General features: G+C 38.7%; 16 protein-coding genes. 15 read left to right on the forward strand and 1 reads right to left on the reverse strand.

The genetic code is table 11. The features are described from left to right. Window positions 1-147: 147 nt before the first annotated feature. Entirely contained in the window at window positions 148-1,044 is an 897-nt protein-coding gene (locus ACIQXV_RS21215; protein ID WP_402961871.1) for a diguanylate cyclase domain-containing protein, read from the forward strand. Between the two features lie 179 nt (window positions 1,045-1,223). Here the strand turns inward: ACIQXV_RS21215 and ACIQXV_RS21220 are convergent, their stop codons facing one another. Continuing rightward, window positions 1,224-2,000, reverse strand: a complete 777-nt coding sequence (locus ACIQXV_RS21220) for an IclR family transcriptional regulator (protein WP_402961873.1) — start codon at window positions 1,998-2,000, stop codon at window positions 1,224-1,226. A gap of 217 nt (window positions 2,001-2,217) precedes the next feature. Here ACIQXV_RS21220 and ACIQXV_RS21225 point away from each other — a divergent pair, with 217 nt between their 5' ends. From ACIQXV_RS21225 to ACIQXV_RS21290, 14 genes are all read left to right on the forward strand, one after another. Then, window positions 2,218-3,381 (forward strand): Gfo/Idh/MocA family protein, encoded by a 1,164-nt coding sequence (locus tag ACIQXV_RS21225; RefSeq protein WP_402961875.1) that lies wholly within the window; start codon window positions 2,218-2,220, stop codon window positions 3,379-3,381. A 5-nt stretch (window positions 3,382-3,386) separates the two neighbouring features. Then, window positions 3,387-3,695, forward strand: a complete 309-nt coding sequence (locus ACIQXV_RS21230; RefSeq protein ID WP_402962045.1) for a putative quinol monooxygenase — start codon at window positions 3,387-3,389, stop codon at window positions 3,693-3,695. 26 nt (window positions 3,696-3,721) lie between these two features. Then, window positions 3,722-4,696, forward strand: a complete 975-nt coding sequence (locus ACIQXV_RS21235) for a Gfo/Idh/MocA family protein (protein WP_402961877.1) — start codon at window positions 3,722-3,724, stop codon at window positions 4,694-4,696. Window positions 4,697-4,777: 81 nt separating this feature from the next. Next, a complete protein-coding gene (locus tag ACIQXV_RS21240; protein WP_402961878.1) occupies window positions 4,778-5,791 on the forward strand; it encodes a DUF3231 family protein in 1,014 nt (337 codons plus the stop codon). Between the two features lie 570 nt (window positions 5,792-6,361). Beyond that, window positions 6,362-6,922, forward strand: coding sequence for an NUDIX hydrolase (locus tag ACIQXV_RS21245; RefSeq protein WP_402961880.1), 561 nt, complete (start codon window positions 6,362-6,364; stop codon window positions 6,920-6,922). A 243-nt stretch (window positions 6,923-7,165) separates the two neighbouring features. Beyond that, window positions 7,166-9,070, forward strand: a complete 1,905-nt coding sequence (locus ACIQXV_RS21250) for a PTS mannitol transporter subunit IICBA (RefSeq protein WP_402961882.1) — start codon at window positions 7,166-7,168, stop codon at window positions 9,068-9,070. A gap of 148 nt (window positions 9,071-9,218) precedes the next feature. Further along, entirely contained in the window at window positions 9,219-10,355 is a 1,137-nt protein-coding gene (locus ACIQXV_RS21255; protein ID WP_402961883.1) for a mannitol-1-phosphate 5-dehydrogenase, read from the forward strand. A gap of 574 nt (window positions 10,356-10,929) precedes the next feature. After that, entirely contained in the window at window positions 10,930-12,348 is a 1,419-nt protein-coding gene (locus ACIQXV_RS21260) for a PTS mannitol transporter subunit IIBC (protein WP_402961885.1), read from the forward strand. Between the two features lie 199 nt (window positions 12,349-12,547). Next, window positions 12,548-14,674 (forward strand): BglG family transcription antiterminator, encoded by a 2,127-nt coding sequence (locus ACIQXV_RS21265; RefSeq protein ID WP_402961887.1) that lies wholly within the window; start codon window positions 12,548-12,550, stop codon window positions 14,672-14,674. A gap of 2 nt (window positions 14,675-14,676) precedes the next feature. Further along, the gene (locus ACIQXV_RS21270; protein WP_402961888.1) at window positions 14,677-15,114 is read left to right on the forward strand and encodes a PTS mannitol transporter subunit IIA; all 438 of its coding nucleotides are present in this window, start codon (window positions 14,677-14,679) and stop codon (window positions 15,112-15,114) included. A 1-nt stretch (window position 15,115) separates the two neighbouring features. Next, window positions 15,116-16,273, forward strand: a complete 1,158-nt coding sequence (locus ACIQXV_RS21275) for a mannitol-1-phosphate 5-dehydrogenase (RefSeq protein ID WP_402961890.1) — start codon at window positions 15,116-15,118, stop codon at window positions 16,271-16,273. 424 nt (window positions 16,274-16,697) lie between these two features. Then, window positions 16,698-18,140, forward strand: a complete 1,443-nt coding sequence (locus ACIQXV_RS21280) for an amino acid permease (protein ID WP_402961892.1) — start codon at window positions 16,698-16,700, stop codon at window positions 18,138-18,140. Between the two features lie 144 nt (window positions 18,141-18,284). Beyond that, window positions 18,285-19,130 (forward strand): MBL fold metallo-hydrolase, encoded by an 846-nt coding sequence (locus ACIQXV_RS21285; RefSeq protein ID WP_402961893.1) that lies wholly within the window; start codon window positions 18,285-18,287, stop codon window positions 19,128-19,130. Between the two features lie 459 nt (window positions 19,131-19,589). Next, complete coding sequence (locus ACIQXV_RS21290; protein WP_402961895.1) at window positions 19,590-22,337, forward strand: response regulator; 2,748 nt, start codon at window positions 19,590-19,592, stop codon at window positions 22,335-22,337. Window positions 22,338-22,380 lie beyond the last annotated feature (43 nt).

A 22,380-nucleotide genomic window follows, 5' to 3' on the forward strand; every position in this document is an offset into this window, starting at 1 on the left:
TTACATGTGTAAAACCATCCTCTTTTTAGGGGATGGTTTTGCATATAAACTATTATCCTGCTTGAGGAATTGAATTTTCACTATGTAAATGTATTTAAAACATTTTAGTAAACTTATAGAAAAACAAATGAAGTGGGGCAATTGGTGATGTCAATCGGTGCAAAATCCAAATTAAAAAAGGACATTTTTGAGCTTATTTGGAATAATACAGCAGATGCCATTTTTACAATCGGTCATGACGGTTCTGTCATTGATGCTAATCGGTCCTTTGTGGAACTCTTTGGCTATAGTGTTGAAGAACTAAAAGGTCTATCGTTTCCACCGTTCTTTTCACATATAACAAAAGAAGAACATCAAGAAATGTTGCAGCATCTTCGAGATGGTAAAAACTATCCTTATGTTGTTTCAAAAAGAAAACATAAAGATGGAACGATATTAGATGTAATAGCATCCTACGGTTCAATTAATAATCAATCTATTCTTGCTGTTGGAATGTACAAAAATTTCACTGATCAAATGAAGATTCAGCGTAAACTTGAACATTTAGCCTTTCACGATCCTTTGACAGGGCTTAAAAATAGAAGGAAATTTGCTGAGATCGTGAATGCTTCTATAAAAGAAGCGGAAATGAAAAATGGGAAAATAGCGATTATGTATATTGATCTTGATAATTTCAAATCAATCAATGATTCTTTAGGACATAATGTTGGAGATGAATTACTCCAACATTTTGCAAATAGGCTAAAATTAAGCGTTAGAAAGAATGATGAGCTATGTCGTATTGGAGGAGACGAGTTTCTCGTACTTCTTAATAATATTTCGAACAATAAACAAATAGAAAAAATTGCTGAGAGATTGCACTACACATTAATATCACCTTATACGATAAATAATAAAACATTTGATGTTACCACAAGCATAGGCATATCTGTATACCCAGAACATGGATTAAGGGGAAGAGATTTAATCTCTATGGCAGATCATGCGTTATATAGGGCAAAAGAAAGGAAAAATCAGGTTGTTTTTTATTCGATAAACAAGTGATTTTTTTACATTTACTGCGTTAGAGAACTGGGCGGATTATCCAAATTGATCGTTTAGTGGAAGATACAGTAATTCTAACAGAAACGTTTAGAAGTACTCATGAAGTGAAAGAAGCAACATATGACTTATAAATAGAGGCAAATAAGAACAACCGGGAGAAAAGCCAATCCCGGTTGTTCTTATAGTTGAACATCGAAGTGCTGGTCGATGTACTGACAAGTTTTCACGAGAGAAGTTGTTAACTTTTCTTCATTACCATAAAAACGAGTAGATGGCAGCGGTATGGAGACGGCGCTTAGATTTCTCATACGATCGTAGACAACTGCGCCTACCGCACAAATCCCATTGATATGCTCCTCCCTTGAAAAAGCAACGCCCTCTTTTCGGACCACTTCTAATTCCTTCAACAATTCCTCCCGATTCGTAATCGTATTTTCAGTGTACTGTGTTAGATGCTCCGGAAGCAATTTCTCAACCTCAGCTATAGGTAATGAGGCGAGTATAGCCTTTCCGTTAGCCGTGCAATGTAATGGAAAGGCTGCACCGGGTTGTGAAGTCGCCTGTAATGGATGTGCTGCGATGATCTGATCCACGAAAAGCACTTTTCCGTTATCTAATATAGAAAGGTCGACTGTTTCATTTACTTTTTTTGATAACTGGATTAAAAATGGTCTAATTTCTTCTCTTAGATCGCTATGGACAGCTGCGGCAAGCATCGCGATCTCAGGTCCGAGACGGATTCCGCCTTTCTTGGTAGCTGCTGCTACAAAATTTTCCTGTTCAAGTGCAGCAACAATTCTTTGAACCGTCGATCTGGCTAAGTTCACTTCTTTTGCAATCTGTGACAGGCTTAACCCCTTGGGATGCTCTCGAAGAATTCTCAGTATGTTAGCCGCACGAGAGATCACTTGAACACTAGATGGTTTCGTTTCTTGCTCCTGTTTATCGATGTTCAAAAGTACGTACCCCTTCCTCTTTATATACCAATTCTATCATATATGAAATTTTATTATGAATTAGAAATTGTGTATTTCCGCGGAGTAAAGTGAAAAGAAATCCTAGGTGATTGACAAAAGTTTTCCTAATTCATTATACTCAAATTAACCGAAGTGCGATACAAGTGTACCATATTGTGGTTTAATGTTAGAAAATGAATTTAGGGGGGCATTATGTATGGATTTAGTTAAGGTTGGTGTAATCGGAATCGGAAACATGGGCAGTTCACATGTTCAATTACTGGATAAAGGACAAATCAAAAGGGCAACATTAACGGCCATTTGTAGTCGTAATGAAGGAAGAAATGAATGGGTGAAAAATAATACACAAGGAGATGTACAAATTTTCCGGGATGAAGAGACCTTTTTTAGTGAATCAGGAATTGATGCCGTTCTAATTGCGACGCCCCATTACAGTCATCCAGAACTAGCAAAAAAAGCCTTTGCGAATGGGATACATGTCCTCATTGAGAAACCAGCAGGGGTTTATACAAAAAATGTGTTGGAAATGAATGAAGCTGCTAAAGCTAGTGGCAAAGTATTTGGTATCATGTATAACCAAAGAGCGAATCCTCTTTATCAAAAATTACGGGATCTTATTCTTTCAGGAGAACTTGGTAAAATTAAACGAACCAATTTGATTGTGACTGATATTTACCGTTCACAAAGTTATTATGATTCAAGTAATTGGAGAGCCACATGGAAAGGTGAAGGTGGCGGTGTTATATTAAATCAAGCTCTTCACCAATTAGATATTTGGCAGTGGACAACAGGGGATATGCCAAAAAGGATTCGTGCAGTGTCTAGCGTAGGAAAGTATCATGATATTGAGGTTGAAGATGATGTAACCGTATATGTCGAATATGAAAATGGGGCGACGGGTGTTTTTATTACTTCAACAGGGGAAGTTCCAGGAACGAATCGCTTTGAGATCATTGGAGATCGCGGGAAAATCGTTGTTGAAAATGAAGAAATTATCTTCTACCAATTAACACAATCAGAACGTGAATTTAATAAGACGTACAAGGGTGGTTTCGGTATGCCTGAATGGAAGAAAATTAATATTCCTGTAAAAGTTGAAAATGCGAATCATGCAAAGATTATTCAAAACTGGATTGATTCGATCAGTAATGGTTCATCTTTACTTGCGCCAGGAGAAGATGGAGTAAAGGCATTAGAAATTGCAAATGCCATGTACTTATCTTCTTGGTTAAACGAAACAGTAGAATTACCCGTCGACCCAAACTATTATTTTGAAAAATTACAAGAAAAAATCAGTACTTCTAAATTTGAGAAAAAGAATGTAACAAACACAATATTAAATGTAAGGGGGACTCATTGAATATAATGAGAGAGGGAGTTAATAAAGTGATTAGAGTTGTTTGTAAAGCTAAATTAAAACCAGGTGTAAACATTGAGGAATATTTAGAAATTGCTAGAGAAGTTGTTTTAGAATCTAAAAAAGAAAAAGGGTGTATAAGGTATACTCTTCATGAAGATATTAATGACCCGTCCATCCTAACTACGCTCGAAGAATGGGAAGATGAAGAGTCTATTAATCAACACAATAAAAGTGAACATGTTTTAAGAATGGTTCCAGAGCTTAGAAAACTTCGAGAAAGTACAGAAATCAACCTTTATAAAATCCGTTTCTGATTATAAAAGAAGGGGGGAATATTATCATGAAATTTGAGAAAGTTCGATGGGGCATTATTGGATGCGGTGATGTGACTGAAGTGAAAAGTGGACCAGCATTTCAAAAAGTTAAAAATTCAGAGTTGGTTGCCGTTATGCGAAGAACCGGTGAACTAGCAAAAGATTATGCGGAAAGACATAATGTTCCGAAATGGTACGATGATGCCGACGCACTTATTAACGATCCAGATGTTGATGCGGTCTATATTGCAACACCACCTAGTTCACATAAAGAATATACAATTAAAGTTGCAAAGGCTGGAAAACCTGTTTATGTAGAAAAGCCAATGGCACTCAATTTTGCTGAATGCAATGAAATGATAACTGCTTGCAAGGCGGCTCGCGTTCCTTTATATGTTGCATACTACCGTAGGGAGCTGCCTCGATTAATAAAAATAAAAGAGTTGCTAGAAAATAAAGCGATCGGAGACGTTCGTTTCGTATCAACAACACAGTATCAAAAAGCTTCAGAAGATGTGAAGGACTCACAAAATCTCCCGTGGAGGGTTCAACCTAAATTGTCCGGAGGCGGGCTGTTTTTTGATTTAGCCAGTCATACGCTCGACTTATTAGATTTTTTACTGGGACCTATTAAAGATGTTCAAGGTTTTACTTCAAATCAAGCAGGCTATTATAGTGCGGAAGATATCGTTACAGGTACCTATCGATTTGAATCTGGAATTCACGGCACAGGAAATTGGTGTTTTTCTGCTTTTGAAGATGTGGATGTGAACGAAATCGTCGGCAGTAAAGGGAAAATTACCTTTTCCACTTTCGGAAATGAGCCCATCGTTTTGACGACTACTAGCGGAACAGAGCAATGGAATTTTGAAGCGCCGCAGCACGTTCATCAACCCCTTGTAGAAACGATTGTAGCTGACTTAACAGGAGATAGCGGTCAGTGCCCAAGTACTGGAGTGACTGGTGCGAGAACAAACTGGGTCTTGGGTGAAATAAGCTAGGTGACAACAAATTGGGCTTAAAAATATTGGATAATATTCTTCTGGAATTTTGGAAATAGTAGGGTTATGGAGGGATATGATATGAATAAAAAAGTTGAGATTGTCAAACTAACAAGTGGAGAGATCTCAGCATTATGGTCAACCTATATGGGTGATAGTATTGTGGTTTGCGTCATGACCCACTTTATAGAGACGTATACAGATCCTGAGATTCTTCCGATACTTGAAGAAACGATTCATGTTGCTAAAAAGCATATGAATGAAGTAGAAGAGCTTTTTATAAAGGAGAAAATTGCTGTACCAGAGGCTTTTAAGGTTGAGAAGCATGTTGTATCTAAAGCCCCTAAGCTTTTTTCTGATATGTTTTATATGCAGTATCTTTTACAAATGTGTCGAGTTGGAATTAGTTCACATACAACAAGTTTTACCATATCGGCAAGAGAAGACGTGCGGAAGATGTATAAAGATTTCATCGATGAGGCTTCTCAGGTATATAATGATGTTGTTCATCTTATGCAGGAAAAAGGGACATTTGTACGAATGCCTTTGATGAACTATCCAACTGAAATTGACTTTATCGAAAAAGATAAATTTTTGACAGGTTGGTTTGGCCGTAGGCGCTCATTGTTAGGTATAGAAGTGGCGCATTTAATGATTAACGCTGTTCAGAATGAACTTGGTAAAGCAACTTGTGCTGGTTTTTCCCAGGTGGCACAAGAACAAGAAATTCGTGATTATTTCCTGCGTGGAGGGCACCTATGTAAACATATCCTAAACTCCATTCATGACGTATTGGGAGAAAGTGATGTGCCTATATCCATGTCTTGGGATCAGAGTGTTACTAATTCAAAAGTTGCTCCTTTTTCAGATCAATTAATGCTGTTTATTATAGGAGTTCTTTCTAATTTAGGGATGATAACCTATGGCACTGGTTTATCTGTTACCATGCGAAGAGATATTAGTGCCATGTACGCAAATTTCATCATCAAAGCAGGAGCTTATGGTGAAGATGGCATGGATTTAATGATTGAAAGAAGATGGATGGAGCAGCCTCCTCAATTTACAAATCGTAATCAGTCAGCAAACCAGGATTAGGTTTGGTAGGAGTTGAATATCAGGTTCATACCCCCATTGTCTTAAAGCAACGAGGGTATGGCCCTTTTTTTCGTAAATGTATGAAAAAAGTCGAGCGATTATCGACAATATTTTCATCATTTCCCGGGGAAAAACCAAACGCAAGAAGGGGATAGGCCACATTTAATCAAACGTTTAGTTAATAAGAAAATATAGGAATCCTTGTCGAAGTGTATAATATGTGCGAAAAAGACCTGTTTTTCGCCACAGTTTGCGTATCTAAGTAGAAAGGAGATTCTAATTTTCGACGGAATTCTATCTGATTTTAATAATTAAACTCTTTATTAATAAGCCATAATCTGATTTCAATCAAACATTTGATTAGTTTTTAAAAAGTTAATCAATCGTTTGATTGAAAACATGGAAATCATTGAAAGTATGGGATTCTTTTCATAAGACTAGTAAGAAAATTGCTGAAATCTGGTTCAGAATGTTTATTTGTTGATAATATACTTGAGATGATATTATCATTATGAAAATAAGTTTTTCAATTTTAGAAGAGAGTAATTCCCTAAGGGAGGCCAAGTCATTTTGAAGTTTAGAAATCAAATAGCTGCATATAAGCCCAACAATGAACAAGAAGCAAAAGATCAGGAAGTCATGTTGCGGTACATCGATGCCTTTCCTGATATTTTGACACGGAAAAATGAATTTGCCCATTTTTCTTCTTCCGCTTGGATCGTGAACCAGGACCGCACTAAAGTCTTGATGGCATTCCACAATATTTATCAGTCTTGGTCTTGGTTGGGGGGACATGCGGACGGGGATGATAATCTTCTCCGTGTTGCTCTAAGGGAAACCGGAGAAGAAACGGGTTTAAAGAATATCAAACCACTATCCGGCGAAATCTATTCGCTGGAAATCCTTGGGGTGGATGGACATGTGAAAAATGGCAAGCATGTTCCCACACATGTTCATCTGAATGTGACTTATCTCATCGAAGCGGATGAAAACGAAAGGACGCAGGTCAAGCCAGATGAAAACAGCGCCATTCAATGGATGACGTTAGAAGAAGCAGTGGAAAAATGCAGCGAACCATATATGAAAATCATCTACCAAAAATTGAACGACAATATAAAAGTGTTTGCCTAATAAGAATGCAATTTTATAAAGAGGTTGATATTTTCTGGATATTCCAGGAAAGTCAGCCTCTTTATCTTTAACCAAGGACAGGCTCTTTTCGCATTTCTCCTGAATGGCATAACCACTTGTTTTTTGAGAAACACTAATTTTGTCGCCTTTATTATGACAAAGTTAGGTTTCCTCTTTATTGAATGCAGGGGATTCGTACTTTACCATTAATAAGGTAATACAATAATGAAGGGATGAGAGCAAGTGGCTCAATCTACTATGAAAGTTGCTGTTCAAAAGTTTGGTAACTTTTTAAGTTCGATGGTTATGCCAAATATATCCGCTTTCATAGCATGGGGGTTAATTACTGCACTATTTATTCCTACTGGATTTTTCCCAAATGAAAACCTTGCAAAATTGGTGGGACCAATGGTTACCTACCTGCTTCCACTATTAATTGGTTATACAGGCGGTAAGCTTGTACACGATCAACGCGGGGGTGTCGTCGGGGCGATTGTGACAATGGGGGTTATTGTAGGGGCAGATATCCCAATGTTTCTCGGTGCTATGATCATGGGTCCGCTTGGCGGATATGTGATTAAGAAATTTGATCAGCTGATTGAAGGAAAAGTCAAAGCTGGTTTTGAAATGCTTGTGAACAATTTCTCGGCAGGGATCCTTGGCGGATTCTTGGCTATTTTAGCCTTCTTAGCGATTGGTCCTGCCGTTACCGTGTTTACAGGCTGGCTTGTTACGGGCGTTGATTGGTTATTGGCAACAGGACTGCTGCCATTGACAAGTATCATTATCGAACCGGCGAAAGTGCTGTTCTTAAATAATGCCATTAACCATGGTGTGCTTTCACCAATTGGTTTAGAGCAAGCGAAAACAGCAGGGAAATCCATTTTGTTTCTTCTTGAAGCAAATCCTGGACCCGGTATCGGTGTTCTCTTGGCCTATTGTATTTTTGGAAAAGGGAATGCAAAAAGGTCAGCACCGGGCGCTGCGATTATTCAGTTCTTTGGCGGGATTCATGAAATTTACTTTCCCTATATTTTAATGACTCCGATGTTGTTCTTTGCCGTCATCGTGGGTGGAATGAGCGGTGTATTCACCTTGATCCTGTTAGGCGGAGGGTTATCAGCTCCGGCATCGCCAGGTAGTATTATTGCCATTATGGCGGTTACCCCACCGCATGGAAGTACCTATTTAGCGAACATCGCAGGTGTTCTTGTCGCTGGAGTCGTATCCTTTGTTCTTTCATCCTTTATTTTAAAAACCGGTAAGCAAAAAGATAAAGACATTGAAGATGCTGCAAGAAAGATGCAAGAAATGAAAGGCAAGAAAAGCTCTGTCGCCAATGTCTTTGCTGCTTATCCCGGCAAGATGCCAGAAAACGTCAGCAAAATTATCTTTGCCTGTGATGCAGGAATGGGCTCAAGTGCAATGGGGGCGTCTCTTCTTCGGAAGAAGGTAAAGGAGGCCGGGATGAATATTTCGGTTACCAATACAGCAATTAGTAATCTGCCTTCTGATGCCCAAATCGTGATTACTCAGGAAGAGTTGACACCTAGAGCCCAGAAACAAGTGCCAAATGCCTATCATATTTCGGTTGATAATTTCCTTTCAAGTCCGGAATACAATAAGTTAATTAATCGGTTAAAAAATCCTGATACGGCTGAACTTCAGGAAATCGTAGAAGACGCAGAAGCAGCTGTTCCAAGCGGTGACAGGCACACAGATGATGCCTTACTCCGTGAAGAAAATATCTTTCTAAATCAGGAATTTGCCTCGAAAGAAGAGGCTATTCGCTTTGCTGGCAGTGTGCTGGTCAAAGCCGGATATGTGAAAGAGAGCTATATTGATGCCATGATTGCCCGCGATGAAATGACATCCACGTATATGGGCAATGATGTGGCCATCCCGCATGGAACCGAAGAAGCGAAAAAGGATGTCCTGAATTCTGGATTCACCGTTTTACAAGTACCGAACGGGGTGGATTTTGACGGACAAAAGGTCCGGTTGATTTTCGGGATTGCAGGGAAAGACGGTACACATCTGGAAATCTTATCTGGAATTGCCGTTACCTGCTCTGATATGGCCAATATTGAAAAATTAGTCCAAGCCAATTCAGCGAGGGAAATCATAGATATTTTAAATGATAAATAATTTTTACCTAATAAAGGCGGTGTGAGCAGAGCTATGCTTCACCTTTTCATTGCGAATACGTATATAATCCACATAACTAAGATATACTGATTCGCTTTTGCGACACTCCGCCCCTTTTCCATACAAATTTATTAAAGGAATGATCGTAATGAAGCTAGCAGTCCATTTTGGAGCAGGGAATATTGGAAGGGGATTTATTGGGGCACTTTTTTCAAAGTCTGGCTATCATGTGACCTTTGTTGATATTGCCGATCAAATTATTAAACAGTTAAACGACGAAAAGCACTATCAAGTAAAATTGGCAACGGATCAACAGGAAACCATGATGATTGAAAATGTTTCCGGTTTGAATAATAGCACACAGGAACAAGAGGTAGTAGAAGCGATTGGAAAGGCGACATATCTCACGACGGCCATTGGTCCAAATATCCTACCGCATATTGCCCCGCTGATTGCGAAGGGAATCACCGAAAGGGTTAAGACAAACGATGAAAAGTTATTCGTGATTGCTTGCGAAAATCAAATTTCTGCAACAGACTTGCTAAAAGGTTATATATTCGAACATTTAGATGATGAGACAAAGGCAAATTTAGCGGGCAAAGTTTCTTTCTTTAATTCTGCCGTTGACCGAATTGTTCCGATTCAAAACAATCAAGGCTCACTCGATGTGCTGGTTGAATCCTATTATGAATGGGTCGTAGAAACAAGTGAAAGTTTCCCACCTGTGGAAGGGATGAAAATTGTCGCTGATCTTGCTCCGTATATTGAAAGAAAGCTATTTACCGTGAATACTGGTCACGCCGTCATTGCCTATCTTGGTTATCTTGGGAATAAAGAAACGATTGATCAAGCATTAGAGGATGAAAAGATTGTTGAGCAAGTTCAAGCGACACTTGGTGAAACTGGCGCCTATTTAATTAAACAGTATGGCTTAAATCCGGAGGAACACAGCCAATATATCGATAAGATTATTAATCGATTTAAAAATGCCTATTTAAATGATGCGGTGACAAGAGTTGGCCGTTCCCCATTAAGGAAATTAGGACCAAATGATCGTCTAGTAAGACCGGCTACCGAAGCAGCAAAAGCAGGACTTTCTTACACAAATCTTGCAAAAGCAATTGCTTCTGCCTTACGTTTCGATTTTCAGGAAGATCCTGAAGCAGTAAAGCTGCAAGCGATGATTAAAGAAAGTGGACTTCCTGCAGTACTTAAAGAAGTAAGCGGGCTGGATAAAAATAGCGAAATCACTCACGAGATAGTGAGGCAATACAATCAGAAATAACCCAAGGGGTCAGTCCCCCGTTGCTTTAATGCTGCGGGGGACTGACCTTTTTATTCGGGCGAAACCTCTACGCAGACCGCTTCTACAGCGATGTTTAGGCTGAAAAATTCGCTTAAACATCAATGAGGGTATTGGATGCATTTTTGGTAAAAACCTTGAGCGTAATGATCCAATAGGGGGTATTGGATGCATTTTTGGTAAAAACCTTGAGCGTAATGAATCCAATAGGGGGTATTGGATGCATTTTTGGTAAAAACCTTGAGCGTAATGAATCCAATAGGGGGTATTGGATGCATTTTTGGTAAAAACCTTGAGCGTAATGAATCTAATAGGGGGTATTGGATGCATTTTTGGTAAAAACCTTGAGTGAAATGAATCCAATAAGGGGTTCCAGGCTGAAAACCAAAGCAAGTCGCACTTGGCGCAAGACATGCCCCAACCCCAACCCCTTTGTTATTAATGTTGGCAACAATCATCGTGACAAAATGAAGTTTTGTATAAATTGATAGGGGGGTGAAACCGCTTTATTATTAAGATAGAAAGTTCAACAAATAAGTTGAAGGGGGAAAAAGAGATGAATGAAACAGCAAAAGATAAATCAGATGTAAAAGTTAAGATACAGAGATTCGGCAGTTATTTAAGCGGTATGGTTATGCCGAATATTGGAGCCTTTATTGCTTGGGGTCTAATTACGGCATTATTTATTCCAACAGGCTGGCTGCCAAATAAAGACCTAGCAACACTTGTCGGCCCCATGATCACATTTCTATTGCCATTATTAATTGGTTTTACCGGCGGCCGCATGGTTTATGACATTCGAGGCGGGGTAGTTGGTGCTACAGCAACAATGGGTGTTATTGTCGGAACAGATATCCCAATGTTCTTAGGGGCCATGATTATGGGACCTATTGGTGGGTATGTCATTAAGAAATTTGATAAACTTATTGAAGGAAAAGTAAAGTCCGGATTTGAGATGCTAGTGAATAACTTCTCTGCAGGTATTCTCGGCGGACTCTTAACACTGGGTGCCTACAAAGGTGTCGGCCCAGTTGTAGAAGCTTTAAGTAAAGGATTAGCTTCAGGTGTTCAATTCATCGTTGAGCACAATATGCTGCCGTTAGCAAACGTCTTTATTGAACCAGCAAAAGTACTATTCTTAAATAATGCGATTAACCATGGAATTTTAAGCCCATTAGGGATTGAACAAGCAACAAAAGCTGGAAAATCTATTTTATTCTTATTAGAAACAAACCCTGGACCGGGATTAGGTATTCTGCTTGCTTACTGGTTATTTGGCAAAGGAACAGCAAAACAAACTGCTCCGGGTGCAGTAATTATTCACTTCTTAGGTGGTATTCATGAAATTTACTTCCCATACATCTTGATGAAGCCAATGCTTATTTTTGCAGCGATGGCTGGTGGCGTAAGTGGCGTATTCACATTCAATATTCTTCATGCAGGTCTTGTAGCTGCTCCATCTCCTGGTAGTATCTTTGCCCTGCTTGCAATGACACCAAAAGGTGGTTATTTTGCAGTACTTGCTGGTGTAATCGTGGCAACAGCCGTTTCTTTTGCAGTAGCTTCATTAATTCTAAAAACAAGCAAGGCGACAGATGAAGAAGACTTATCTTCTGCAGCAGCAAAAATGGAAGAAATGAAAGGCAAGAAAAGTTCTGTTACCTCGGCGTTTACGACTCAAGATGAGATCAGTCCAGAAAATGTAAACAAAATCGTATTTGCTTGCGATGCTGGTATGGGATCGAGTGCCATGGGTGCATCTATTTTACGAAATAAAGTGCAAAAAGCCGGCTTAGATGTGACGGTTATTAACACAGCGATTAATAATTTACCGGCAGATGCTGATGTGGTTGTTACTCATAAGGACTTAACAGACCGTGCCAAAGAGAAGCTTCCAAATGCAAAACATATTTCGGTAGAAAACTTTTTAAATAGTCCTAAGTATGATGAGTTAATAAATAATTTAAAGAAATAATCTGGAACAAAAGCCTAGACACGATGTGCTAGGCTTTTGTTTATTTTAATAATGTCAACAATACAGTTGACTAAATCGTTAATAGCTTTAGTTGTACAAAGGGGTTGACGGGATTAAAATGATATTGTCAGTATTAAATTATAATTTTGGCAACATCATAAGATTGGAGGCTGACGGTCAACTTTAGGGAGTGTGAAATATGTATATTTCCGCAAGAGAAAGGCAAATCCTTGAAATTTTATTAAAGAGTACGGATGAAACGACCGTGAAAGACCTTGCCGATAAAATTGGTGTAAGTGGGCGCACAATCCACCGCGATTTAAAAAATGTAGAAGATATTCTAGAGGAATACAGTCTGTCATTGCAAAAAAAATCAGGGGTTGGTGTCCAAATTACAGGTGACCCGAACAAAATCAGGGAACTTGAACTGTATTTGTTTAATCTCTCACATACGGAATACACACCTGATGAACGGCAAACGATTATTTTATGTGAGCTTTTAGAAACGAATGAACCTGTAAAGATTCTTGGTCTTGCCAACGATCTAAATGTCACGATCGCTACGGTAAGTACTGATTTAACAAAACTAGAAGAGAGATTGCAAACCTTTGGATTAGCGCTCATTCGAAGAAGAGGCTATGGAGTTGAAATCGAAGGGGCTGAAGGCGCTAAAAGACGGGCCATGAGCAACCTCATCTCTGAATATCTAGATGAATCCGAAATTCTCTCATTAACACGGGAAAATATTCAAAAGCGGTCAACTCAGCAAATTCATACTATATCTGAAAGATTAATGGGACTTGTTGAAAAGAAAAAGCTTGTTATTGTTGAAGAAATAGTCAATTCCATTGTTCAGGAATTACCATACTCTATGGCGGATAGTGCTTATATTGGTTTAGTCGTTCATTTAGCACTTGCTGTAGAACGAATCCAAAAAGGCGAAGGGATTATCATCAATCCAGCCTACTTGGAAGATCAAAAAGTAACGAAAGAATATAGATTTGCCGAAAAAATTGTTGCTCAATTAGAGCAAGTTTTTACCATTCACATACCGGAGGCAGAGGTTGCCTACATCACTATGCACTTAAAGGGTGCAAAACTAAGACATGATAATGAATATTTAAATGAGGAAACAGGCTTAGAGGTTGCGATTAAAACAAAAAAACTCATTGAAAATGTTGGTAGATTAGTTGGAATGGACTTATCGACAAATCGCTCCTTATTTGAAGGGCTTGTCGTCCATTTAAAGCCTGCCATTTATCGAATGAAGCAAAAAATGGGGATCAGCAACCCCTTGTTAGATAAAATTAAACGGGATTATTCGGATTTGTTTGCCATTGTAAAGCAGGCAGCTGCAGAGGTTTTTCAACAATATTTTTATGTTCCTGATGAGGAAACAGGATATTTAGTGATGCATTTTGGTGCTTCGATTATGGGCAACCGAGAGCTAGTAAACTTTAGAACGCTTGTGGTTTGTTCAAGTGGAATCGGGACATCTAAAATGCTGGCAACGAGATTGCAAAAGGAGTTCCCTGAACTGAAGCACATTCAAAATGTATCGGTAATGGAATTTAAAAAGATGAACAAGGACCATTATCAGTTAGTGCTTTCCACCATTCCGATACCTGATTACGAAGCGAATTATATTGTGGTCAATCCCTTTTTAAATAAAGATGAGATTGAGAAGATTCGTTCCTTTATCAATGAATTTAAGATCGTGAATGGTTCCGAAAAACAACTGCCTGTCACGTTCAATGTCAATGTAAGCAAAAAGAGTGCAACCATATTAATAGAGGAAATGGATCATATTCTTGATTATGCGGGAACGATTTCTACTATACTTAGAGGGTTCGAAGTAAACGACATAAGCGGGGACAAAACAACGGAAGAAGTCTTAATCCAAGCTTGTCAAAGGCTCTATAAAGAACAAAAGATTAACAATGTTGAAGCCGTTGTTCAGAAAGTCCTCGAAAGAGAAAAACTTGGGGGCATAGGTATTCCTGATACAGGAATGGCCTTATTTCATGCTCGTTCACCACATGTGGTGCAGCCGAGCTTCGATATCACCGTCCTGCAGGAGCCAATAAAGGTTGTCGGTATGGATGAAAATGAAATGGACATGAAATTTTTAGTATTACTGCTATCGCCATCCAATATATCAGAAAAGGCATTGGAAGTATTGAGTTTTTTAAGCTCATTGTTAATTGAAAGTGAAAAAAATATTGCCGTTTTTCAATCAGAAGACTATGGCAGGATAGCTGGATTGCTTACCGCAAGATTGGATCAATTTTTTACCGAGAAATTAAAAGAATTAAGGAGTGTTTAATTATGACGAAATCCATTTTGGCAAAAGAAAATATTTTATTAAATACAGCAGTAGGGACAAAAGAAGAAGCCATCCGCTTAACAGGAAGTATTCTTGTGGAAAAAGGTTATGTAGACGCAAGCTATATCGAAAAAATGCTAGAAAGAGAAGCATTAACTTCTACTTATATGGGTAATTTTGTCGCAATCCCACATGGTACTGAAGATTCAAAGTCCTTTGTTAAGGAATCAGGAATTTCCTTCGTTCAAGTACCACAAGGTGTTGATTTTGGGGGCGGCAACATTGTAAAGCTGCTAATTGGGATTGCTGGTAAAGACAACGAACATTTAGACATTCTATCAAATATTGCAATTGTTTGTTCGGAGGAAGAAAATATTGAAAAGCTTGTTGCTGCAAAAACAGCCGATGAAATTTTAGCAATTTTTGCAGAGGTGAACTAAGATGTTAGCCGTTCATTTTGGAGCAGGAAACATTGGCCGCGGCTTTATCGGGAATTTGTTATATCATTCAGGATATGAAACTTGCTTTGTGGATGTAAATAGTGAAATTGTGAATTTACTAAACGAAAAGAACGAGTATCGTGTCGTTCTTGCTGAGTCATCCCAAGAAGAAGTTACGATAAAAAATGTCAGAGCCATCAACAGTGCGGTAAACCCGGAACAAGTGATGGCAGCCATTGCTGAGGCAGATCTAGTCACAACGGCAATCGGACCGAACATTCTTCCACTGATTGCAGGGTTGATTGCAGATGGTCTGCGCAAACGTGTCGAGCAATCAGATAAGCCTCTCAATATTATTGCTTGTGAAAATATGATTGGCGGCAGTTCCCTTTTAAAAGAAAAGATTTTTGAAAAATTAACAGCTGATGAAAAAGCGCAATTTGAAGGGCGCTTTGGCTTTCCAGATTCCGCTGTTGACCGGATTGTGCCGAATCAGGTCAATGAAGATAAACTCATGGTGAAGGTTGAACCGTTTTATGAATGGGTAGTGGAGGAACCGAAGATTGTTGGAGAAAAACCGTCTGTTAAGGGAATCACCTATGTTCAAGAATTAGTGCCTTTTATTGAGCGTAAGTTATTTACCGTTAATACAGGCCATGCGCTGGCTGCTTATTTTGGCTATTATTTTGGAATGGAAACGATTAATCGTGCGATGGAGAACGAGCAAATTCGCGGGTTAGTGGAAGGTGCGATTAAAGAAAGCGGTGCGTTTCTAGTTGGAAAATATGACTTTAACGAAGAAGAACATAACAAATATATTGAAAAGATTATCGGCCGTTTCTCTAATTCTTATATTGTTGACGAAGTGACAAGAGTAGGGCGTTCACCAATCCGCAAGCTTGGACCAAAGGACCGCCTCGTCAGCCCTGCAAGGCAATATCAGGCGGTCATCGGAAAAGACCCTGAATATCTATTAAAGGGGATTGCCGCAGCACTCATGTACGACTATCAAGGTGATGAAGAAGCTGTCCAAGTCCAAACGACCATCAATGAAAAAGGACTAGAAGAAGCGATTAAGAAATTTACACAACTTGATGCAACGTCGTCTTTGTTCCAAGGAATTATTGAGCAATACCATCAATTGAAGTCAAATAAATAACTCATACCATTATATGAAAAAACGACCTGCTCCCAATTGTTGAATGGGGTCAGGTCCTTTTTCTCTCCAGGCTACATGCCTTCCATTAAATCGGTGGGGGACTGTTCTTTTTTTTGCATCTTAGTGCAAAATTATTTTAAAATAGTGCCAATATATTTGGCACTATTTTAAAATAATTGTTCAAAAGTAGGGCATCTGTACGTTGGCATAGAAATTGCATATATAAAAGGTGTTGAAATAGTAGAAATATTAGAAAGATTTGGTTGTTGATAGAAATACGCAAATGTACTAATCTTTTTATGTAACAAAATTTTGTTACGAGTTTACTATTGTAGAAAAGTTAATGTAAAATATTGAAAGCGCATTCTCTGAGGGGCGGAGCAAAACGCCATATTAGTTTTCAGTGATACGAGGGGGAAGGTTAATGAATCTACAGGAGAACAATGCAACACATGAATTAAAACGAACAATGAAGACACGGCATTTGTTTATGATCTCTCTAGGCGGAGTAATTGGGTCGGGGCTTTTCTTAGGTTCGGGTTACACGATTAGCCAAGCTGGACCAACTGGGGCAATACTTTCTTACGTGGTTGGCGGCATGATCATGTTTTTGACAATGCTTTGTTTAGGGGAATTATCGGTAGCCATGCCTGTATCGGGATCATTCCAAACCTATACCACTAAATTTATTGGTCCAGGAACGGGATTTGCACTTGGCTGGCTCTATTGGTTAGGTTGGTCTGTAACGGTTGCTTTGGAGTTATTATCCGCAGGACAACTTATGCAAAGATGGTTTCCTGGGTCGCCAGGTTGGGTCTGGTGTGCGGTTTTTGCTGTGGTATTATTTTCACTTAATGCCCTTTCAGCACGTGCGTTTGGAGAAACAGAATTTTGGTTCTCAAGTATTAAAATTTTCGCCATCCTTGCTTTTATTGTCCTTGGCGGAGCGGCGATGTTTGGTTTGATCCACATGAAAGGTGGACAACCGGCACCCTTTTTCTCAAACTTTACAGCACATGGTCTCCTGCCACATGGGTTTACGGCATTAATTATTACGATGATTGCGGTTAACTTTTCGTTTCAGGGCACAGAATTAATTGGGATTGCTGCTGGTGAAAGTGAAGAACCGGAGAAGACCATCCCTAAATCGATTAAGCAAACGGTTTGGCGTACGCTGTTTTTCTTCGTCCTAGCCATTTTTGTATTAGCGAGTTTAATACCAATGAAACAAGCAGGCGTCATTGAAAGTCCATTTGTGGTGGTTTTTGATAGTATCGGTATACCATATGCAGCAGACATTATGAACTTTGTTATTCTGACGGCATTACTATCCGTTGCAAACTCTGGGCTGTATGCCGCAACACGGATGCTTTATGCGATGTCGAAAGAAAAAATGACCAGTCCTAAACTGACAAAAGTAACTAAACAAGGAGTTCCGATAAACGCCCTTGTCTTAACGATTGGGATCGCGTTATTATCGTTATTGTCAGGATTTTTTGCAGAGGAAACGGTATTTGTTTGGCTGCTTTCGATTGCAGGATTAGGCGCTCAAGTTGGATGGATTTCCATTACAGCTTCACAAATTGCCTTCCGTAGAAAGTTCATCCGAGAAGGCGGTAAGGTAGAGGATCTGAAATTTAGAACCCCGTTTTATCCTGTACTTCCCATAATCGCCTTAACTTTAAACTGTATCGTATTGGCAAGTTTAGCGTTTGACTCAGAACAACGTTTAGCCCTTTATTTAGGAGTTCCGTTTGTTATAGCCTGCTACCTCATTTATCACTTTAAAATTAAAAAGACCCGCGAGCACGGCGGTGTGGCAGAACAAGAATTACAACTGCAAGAAAATAAAAAAATGGTTATCTAAAGCAGAGGAACGGTCCTTATGCTTCCAAAAATGGAAGTGTAAGGACCGTTCCCTTTGTTTTTAAAAGAAAAACTTGAGAAGTAAACTTAAAATTAGTAGTATGTTGGTATCTTATTTTTCGAACACAAGAGAGAAGGAATGTAAATGCTGAAAAAACTAGCCAATAGAGTATATTATATGCCGCATTATGCAGATACTGATCGTCCGGCATTAGGTTTAATTTGCGGGGATGCCTTTAGCGTGATTGTTGATTCTGGGAATTCACCGGCACATGCGAGGGATTTTCTCGATCTTGTAGAAAAAATGGATATACCGCCGGTGAAATTTGTTGTGATTACACATTGGCATTGGGATCATATTTTTGGTATGAAAACGATGAACTTATTAACCATAAGTCATGAAGAAACAAAGAAGAAATTAGATTATTTAAAAACGCTAAAATGGGACGATGCTGCATTAGATGCACGAGTAGAGTCTGGTGAAGAAATTGAGTTTTGTCGTGATATGATAAAACTTGAAATGCCTAAGCGGGATCGATTGGAGTTGAAGTTGCCTGATCTAACGTTTACGAATGAAATCGAAATGGATTTGGGCGGTGTCACCTGTGTAGTAGAGCATGTCGGAGGGGTCCATGCAAAGGATTCATCCATCATTTATATTCCTGATGAAAAAGTAATGTTTCTAGGTGATTGCATCTATCAGGACTTTTATAGCGGCGAATGGAGCTATGACCAGAATGAACTCTTAATTTTAGTAGACAAAATTAAAAAATACGATGTAAATACCTATGTGACCGGACATCAAGATCCGAAAAACCGTGAAGAAATGTGGAACTTCTTTGATGAACTAACCAGTATCGGGGAAATTGTAGGTAATGAAGTTCTTCTTGAAAAAGCGGTAGCTAGATTTAAAGAGGTACGAAAGACAGTCCCAAATGAAGAGCAACTTGAATATATCCAAAATTTCGTCAGCGGCAACCAAAAGAAATAGAAGCAAGGGTAGAAGCAAGGGGACGGTTCTTATGCTTCAGTTATTGTTCTTTCTGTCTTTTGGTGTTGAGGTCTTGGGTGTTGAAAAGAAATACCAGATACATACGATTGGATAGGTGAAGTTGTTTGTTTAATTGGGGTTTCCATCATGCCTTAGGATCCAAGAAATCAGATTGATGGATAGTAACTAAAAAGCAATGAATCTAGGTCTGGTTTGGGTTAGTCCTCCGCCCTTTGTTAAAGCGGCGAGGGACTGACCTATTTTTGATTTCCTATTTTTCAAAAAAATATTTCCATTTAGTGCTTTGCAAAATGTGCTATAATTTGTCGTAATAAGAAAGAATTTTAAGTCAAATAAATAAAAGGGTTTATTATGTTTTTGAATGTGTGAATATTGCGAAATTACTATATTCATTGAAACATTAGTATAAAGGGCAACGTGGGTAGGTTAGGAGGCCGTATGAAATTTAGAACAAAGCTCTATGCGAGCATAGGTTCAATAATCGTGTTAATTTCAATCTGTGTCATCATTTTAATGAATATGCTGGAACAATCTTTGGTGAATATCGATGTAGTTATTTCCGATAAATATGAACGAATCAATATGGCTTCAACGATTAAATACGAGACAGTTAATATTGCTCGAGAGTTGAATGGGATTATCCTCAATCAATCAAATGAAACGATTGATACTTCCATTAATGTTTTGGAAGACTCGAACATCAATATCAACCAAGCGATGGAGTCACTTGAAAGGATAGATAGTAAAGAAAAGACTCATGAATTAATTGCAAAATATAAAGTACTCCGGGAATCTTATCTAACTAAAGTACAGCAAGTAATTGCTATTAAAAAAATCGATCCTAAAGTGGTAATTCAACCAGAGATGTTGAAAGATTTGAAGCTCACCAGGGAAAGAATGCTTCAAAATGCGGAACTTCTCCGCGGATTGCAAGAACAAGAGATGAAAAATGAACTTTATCGATCCCGAGACACATACCATTGGGCTGTCACGACAATTTATGTGTATCTTGCCATCTGTTTGAGTTTAGGAATAGGTTTTATTATTTGGATTATTAGAGGAATGACAAAGAATCTCAACCAAGTAACGACTGTCATGAAAAGTGTGACCAATAGTAGCACCGATGCCCTGCCGCGGATTGAGATTTTCTCTAAAGATGAAATTGGTGCCATCGCCACTGCTTTTAACAAAATGGTGTCAGAGCTGGAAGCCCACAGTAAACGAGAAAAAAAATTAATAGAAGAATCAGAAGAGCATAGCTGGCTTAAAACGAAACTTGCTGAAATCCTAGCGATGTACCCAGAAGCTAAAGATGTACAGATGCTTGCCGAATTGTTCATTTCAAAGCTTGTACCAATGGTAGGAGCTAGTAATGGGGTTTTCTATATAAAGACGGTGGAAGGAAACGAACAGTATTTGAAAAAAATCGCCGGTTACGCATTTTTTAATCAAAATAAGGAATTTGAATCCTTTCGTATGGGAGAGGGTCTGATCGGGCAATGTGCGCTTGAGAAGCAGCCCATCTTCCTAAATCAAGTTCCGGATAATTATTTAAAAATACGTTCGGGTATGGGCGGAGCTTCACCGAAGAATATTATCATCTTACCGATACAAAATGAAGATGAGGTACTGGCTGTCATCGAAATTGCCTCCTTTGAATCATTTAGTCCTTCCCAAATCATGCTACTCGAGGAAGTTATCCCTACAACTGGAATTACACTAAAAAGTATTTTAAATCACATGAAAGCGGAAAGGTTATTACAAGAATCACAAACCTTAACAGAAGAACTGCAAGCTCAATCTGAAGAACTGCAATTACAGCAAGAGGAGCTAAGGACGACAAATGAACAACTGGAGGAGCAATATGCAACCTCTGTCCTTAAAAAAGAAGAGCTAGAGAAAGTAAAAGAGGAACTTGAAGAAAAAGCGAAACAATTAGAAATTAGCTCTCAATATAAATCAGAATTTCTTGCTAATATGTCCCATGAGCTAAGAACGCCACTTAATAGTTTGCTTATTTTAGCACAGATCCTTGCCGATAACGGTGATGGCAATCTTACAGCAAAACAAGCGGAGTATATTCGGACCATTTATTCTTCTGGGAATGATTTATTACATTTAATCAATGATATTCTCGATTTAGCAAAGGTAGAATCAGGAAAGTTAGAAGTGATTCATCGAGAACTAGATTTCCATAATGTGGAAGATTACATTAAGCAGCAATTTTCACCCATTGCCAATAAGAAAAATATTCAATTGATCGTTCAAGCGGAACCTGATTTACCATCGAGTTTCTATACCGATGAACATCGTTTGCAGCAAATTTTAAAAAATCTGCTCTCAAATGCATTTAAATTCACTGAAAGTGGAAGTGTGTCACTACTTGTTCGGAATGTAATAAAAGAAACCACTCGGCAGCAACGTTTACATGGAGAATCTATGCTAGCCTTCTCCGTGATTGATACTGGAATTGGCATAGCTAGTGAAGAACAAGGGACGATATTTGATGCCTTTAAACAAGCTGATGGAACGACGAGTCGAAAATATGGTGGTACAGGACTAGGATTATCAATTTGCCGTAAATTAGCTTATTTATTAGGCGGGTTTATTGAGTTAACGAGTCAAGTAGGAAAGGGCAGTAATTTTACTTTATATCTGCCTTACAATCAAGTAAACGAGCCGAAAGAGGTAATCGATTATATTAATGAAGCTTCGGCAGGCCTCGAGACTGAGCATGAACCACAAGAAGTAACTAACTCAATGGATGATGAAGAAAGTAGCAATAAACAACTTGGAGCCTACCTGCTAAAAAATAAAAAGGTCCTTATTGTCGATGATGATATCCGAAATGTTTATGCACTTACGATTGCCTTAGAGAAATATGACATGGAAATTCTTGTGGCAGACAATGGCCGCGAAGGGATTGAAGTCTTAAATGATAATCCTGATATAGATCTTATTCTAATGGACATAATGATGCCTGAAATGGATGGATTTGAGGCAATACGGACAATTCGACGCAAATCTATGTTTACAACCTTACCGATTATTGCCCTTACAGCAAAGGCGATGAAACACAGTCGTAAAGAATGTTTAAATGCAGGAGCAACGGACTATATCAGTAAGCCGCTAAACTTAGATCAGTTATTCTCGCTTATGCATGTATGGTTGTACAGAAAGGAATGATAAGCGATTACGATTCAAAAAAGGGAAACCCTCCAAAAACAAA

Origin of the sequence: Neobacillus sp. NPDC097160 (genome assembly GCF_044762155.1) — a bacterium.
Taxonomy (GTDB): Bacteria; Bacillota; Bacilli; order Bacillales; family Cytobacillaceae; genus Neobacillus.

Coding starts and splice junctions, on each gene's coding strand:
- ACIQXV_RS21215 (WP_402961871.1), top strand. CDS start 148: ATGTCAATCGGTGCAAAATCCAAATTAAAAAAGGACATTTTTGAGCTT.
- ACIQXV_RS21225 (WP_402961875.1), top strand. CDS start 2,218: ATGGATTTAGTTAAGGTTGGTGTAATCGGAATCGGAAACATGGGCAGT.
- ACIQXV_RS21230 (WP_402962045.1), top strand. CDS start 3,387: ATGAGAGAGGGAGTTAATAAAGTGATTAGAGTTGTTTGTAAAGCTAAA.
- ACIQXV_RS21235 (WP_402961877.1), top strand. CDS start 3,722: ATGAAATTTGAGAAAGTTCGATGGGGCATTATTGGATGCGGTGATGTG.
- ACIQXV_RS21240 (WP_402961878.1), top strand. CDS start 4,778: ATGAATAAAAAAGTTGAGATTGTCAAACTAACAAGTGGAGAGATCTCA.
- ACIQXV_RS21255 (WP_402961883.1), top strand. CDS start 9,219: ATGAAGCTAGCAGTCCATTTTGGAGCAGGGAATATTGGAAGGGGATTT.
- ACIQXV_RS21260 (WP_402961885.1), top strand. CDS start 10,930: ATGAATGAAACAGCAAAAGATAAATCAGATGTAAAAGTTAAGATACAG.
- ACIQXV_RS21265 (WP_402961887.1), top strand. CDS start 12,548: ATGTATATTTCCGCAAGAGAAAGGCAAATCCTTGAAATTTTATTAAAG.
- ACIQXV_RS21270 (WP_402961888.1), top strand. CDS start 14,677: ATGACGAAATCCATTTTGGCAAAAGAAAATATTTTATTAAATACAGCA.
- ACIQXV_RS21275 (WP_402961890.1), top strand. CDS start 15,116: ATGTTAGCCGTTCATTTTGGAGCAGGAAACATTGGCCGCGGCTTTATC.
- ACIQXV_RS21280 (WP_402961892.1), top strand. CDS start 16,698: ATGAATCTACAGGAGAACAATGCAACACATGAATTAAAACGAACAATG.
- ACIQXV_RS21285 (WP_402961893.1), top strand. CDS start 18,285: ATGCTGAAAAAACTAGCCAATAGAGTATATTATATGCCGCATTATGCA.
- ACIQXV_RS21290 (WP_402961895.1), top strand. CDS start 19,590: ATGAAATTTAGAACAAAGCTCTATGCGAGCATAGGTTCAATAATCGTG.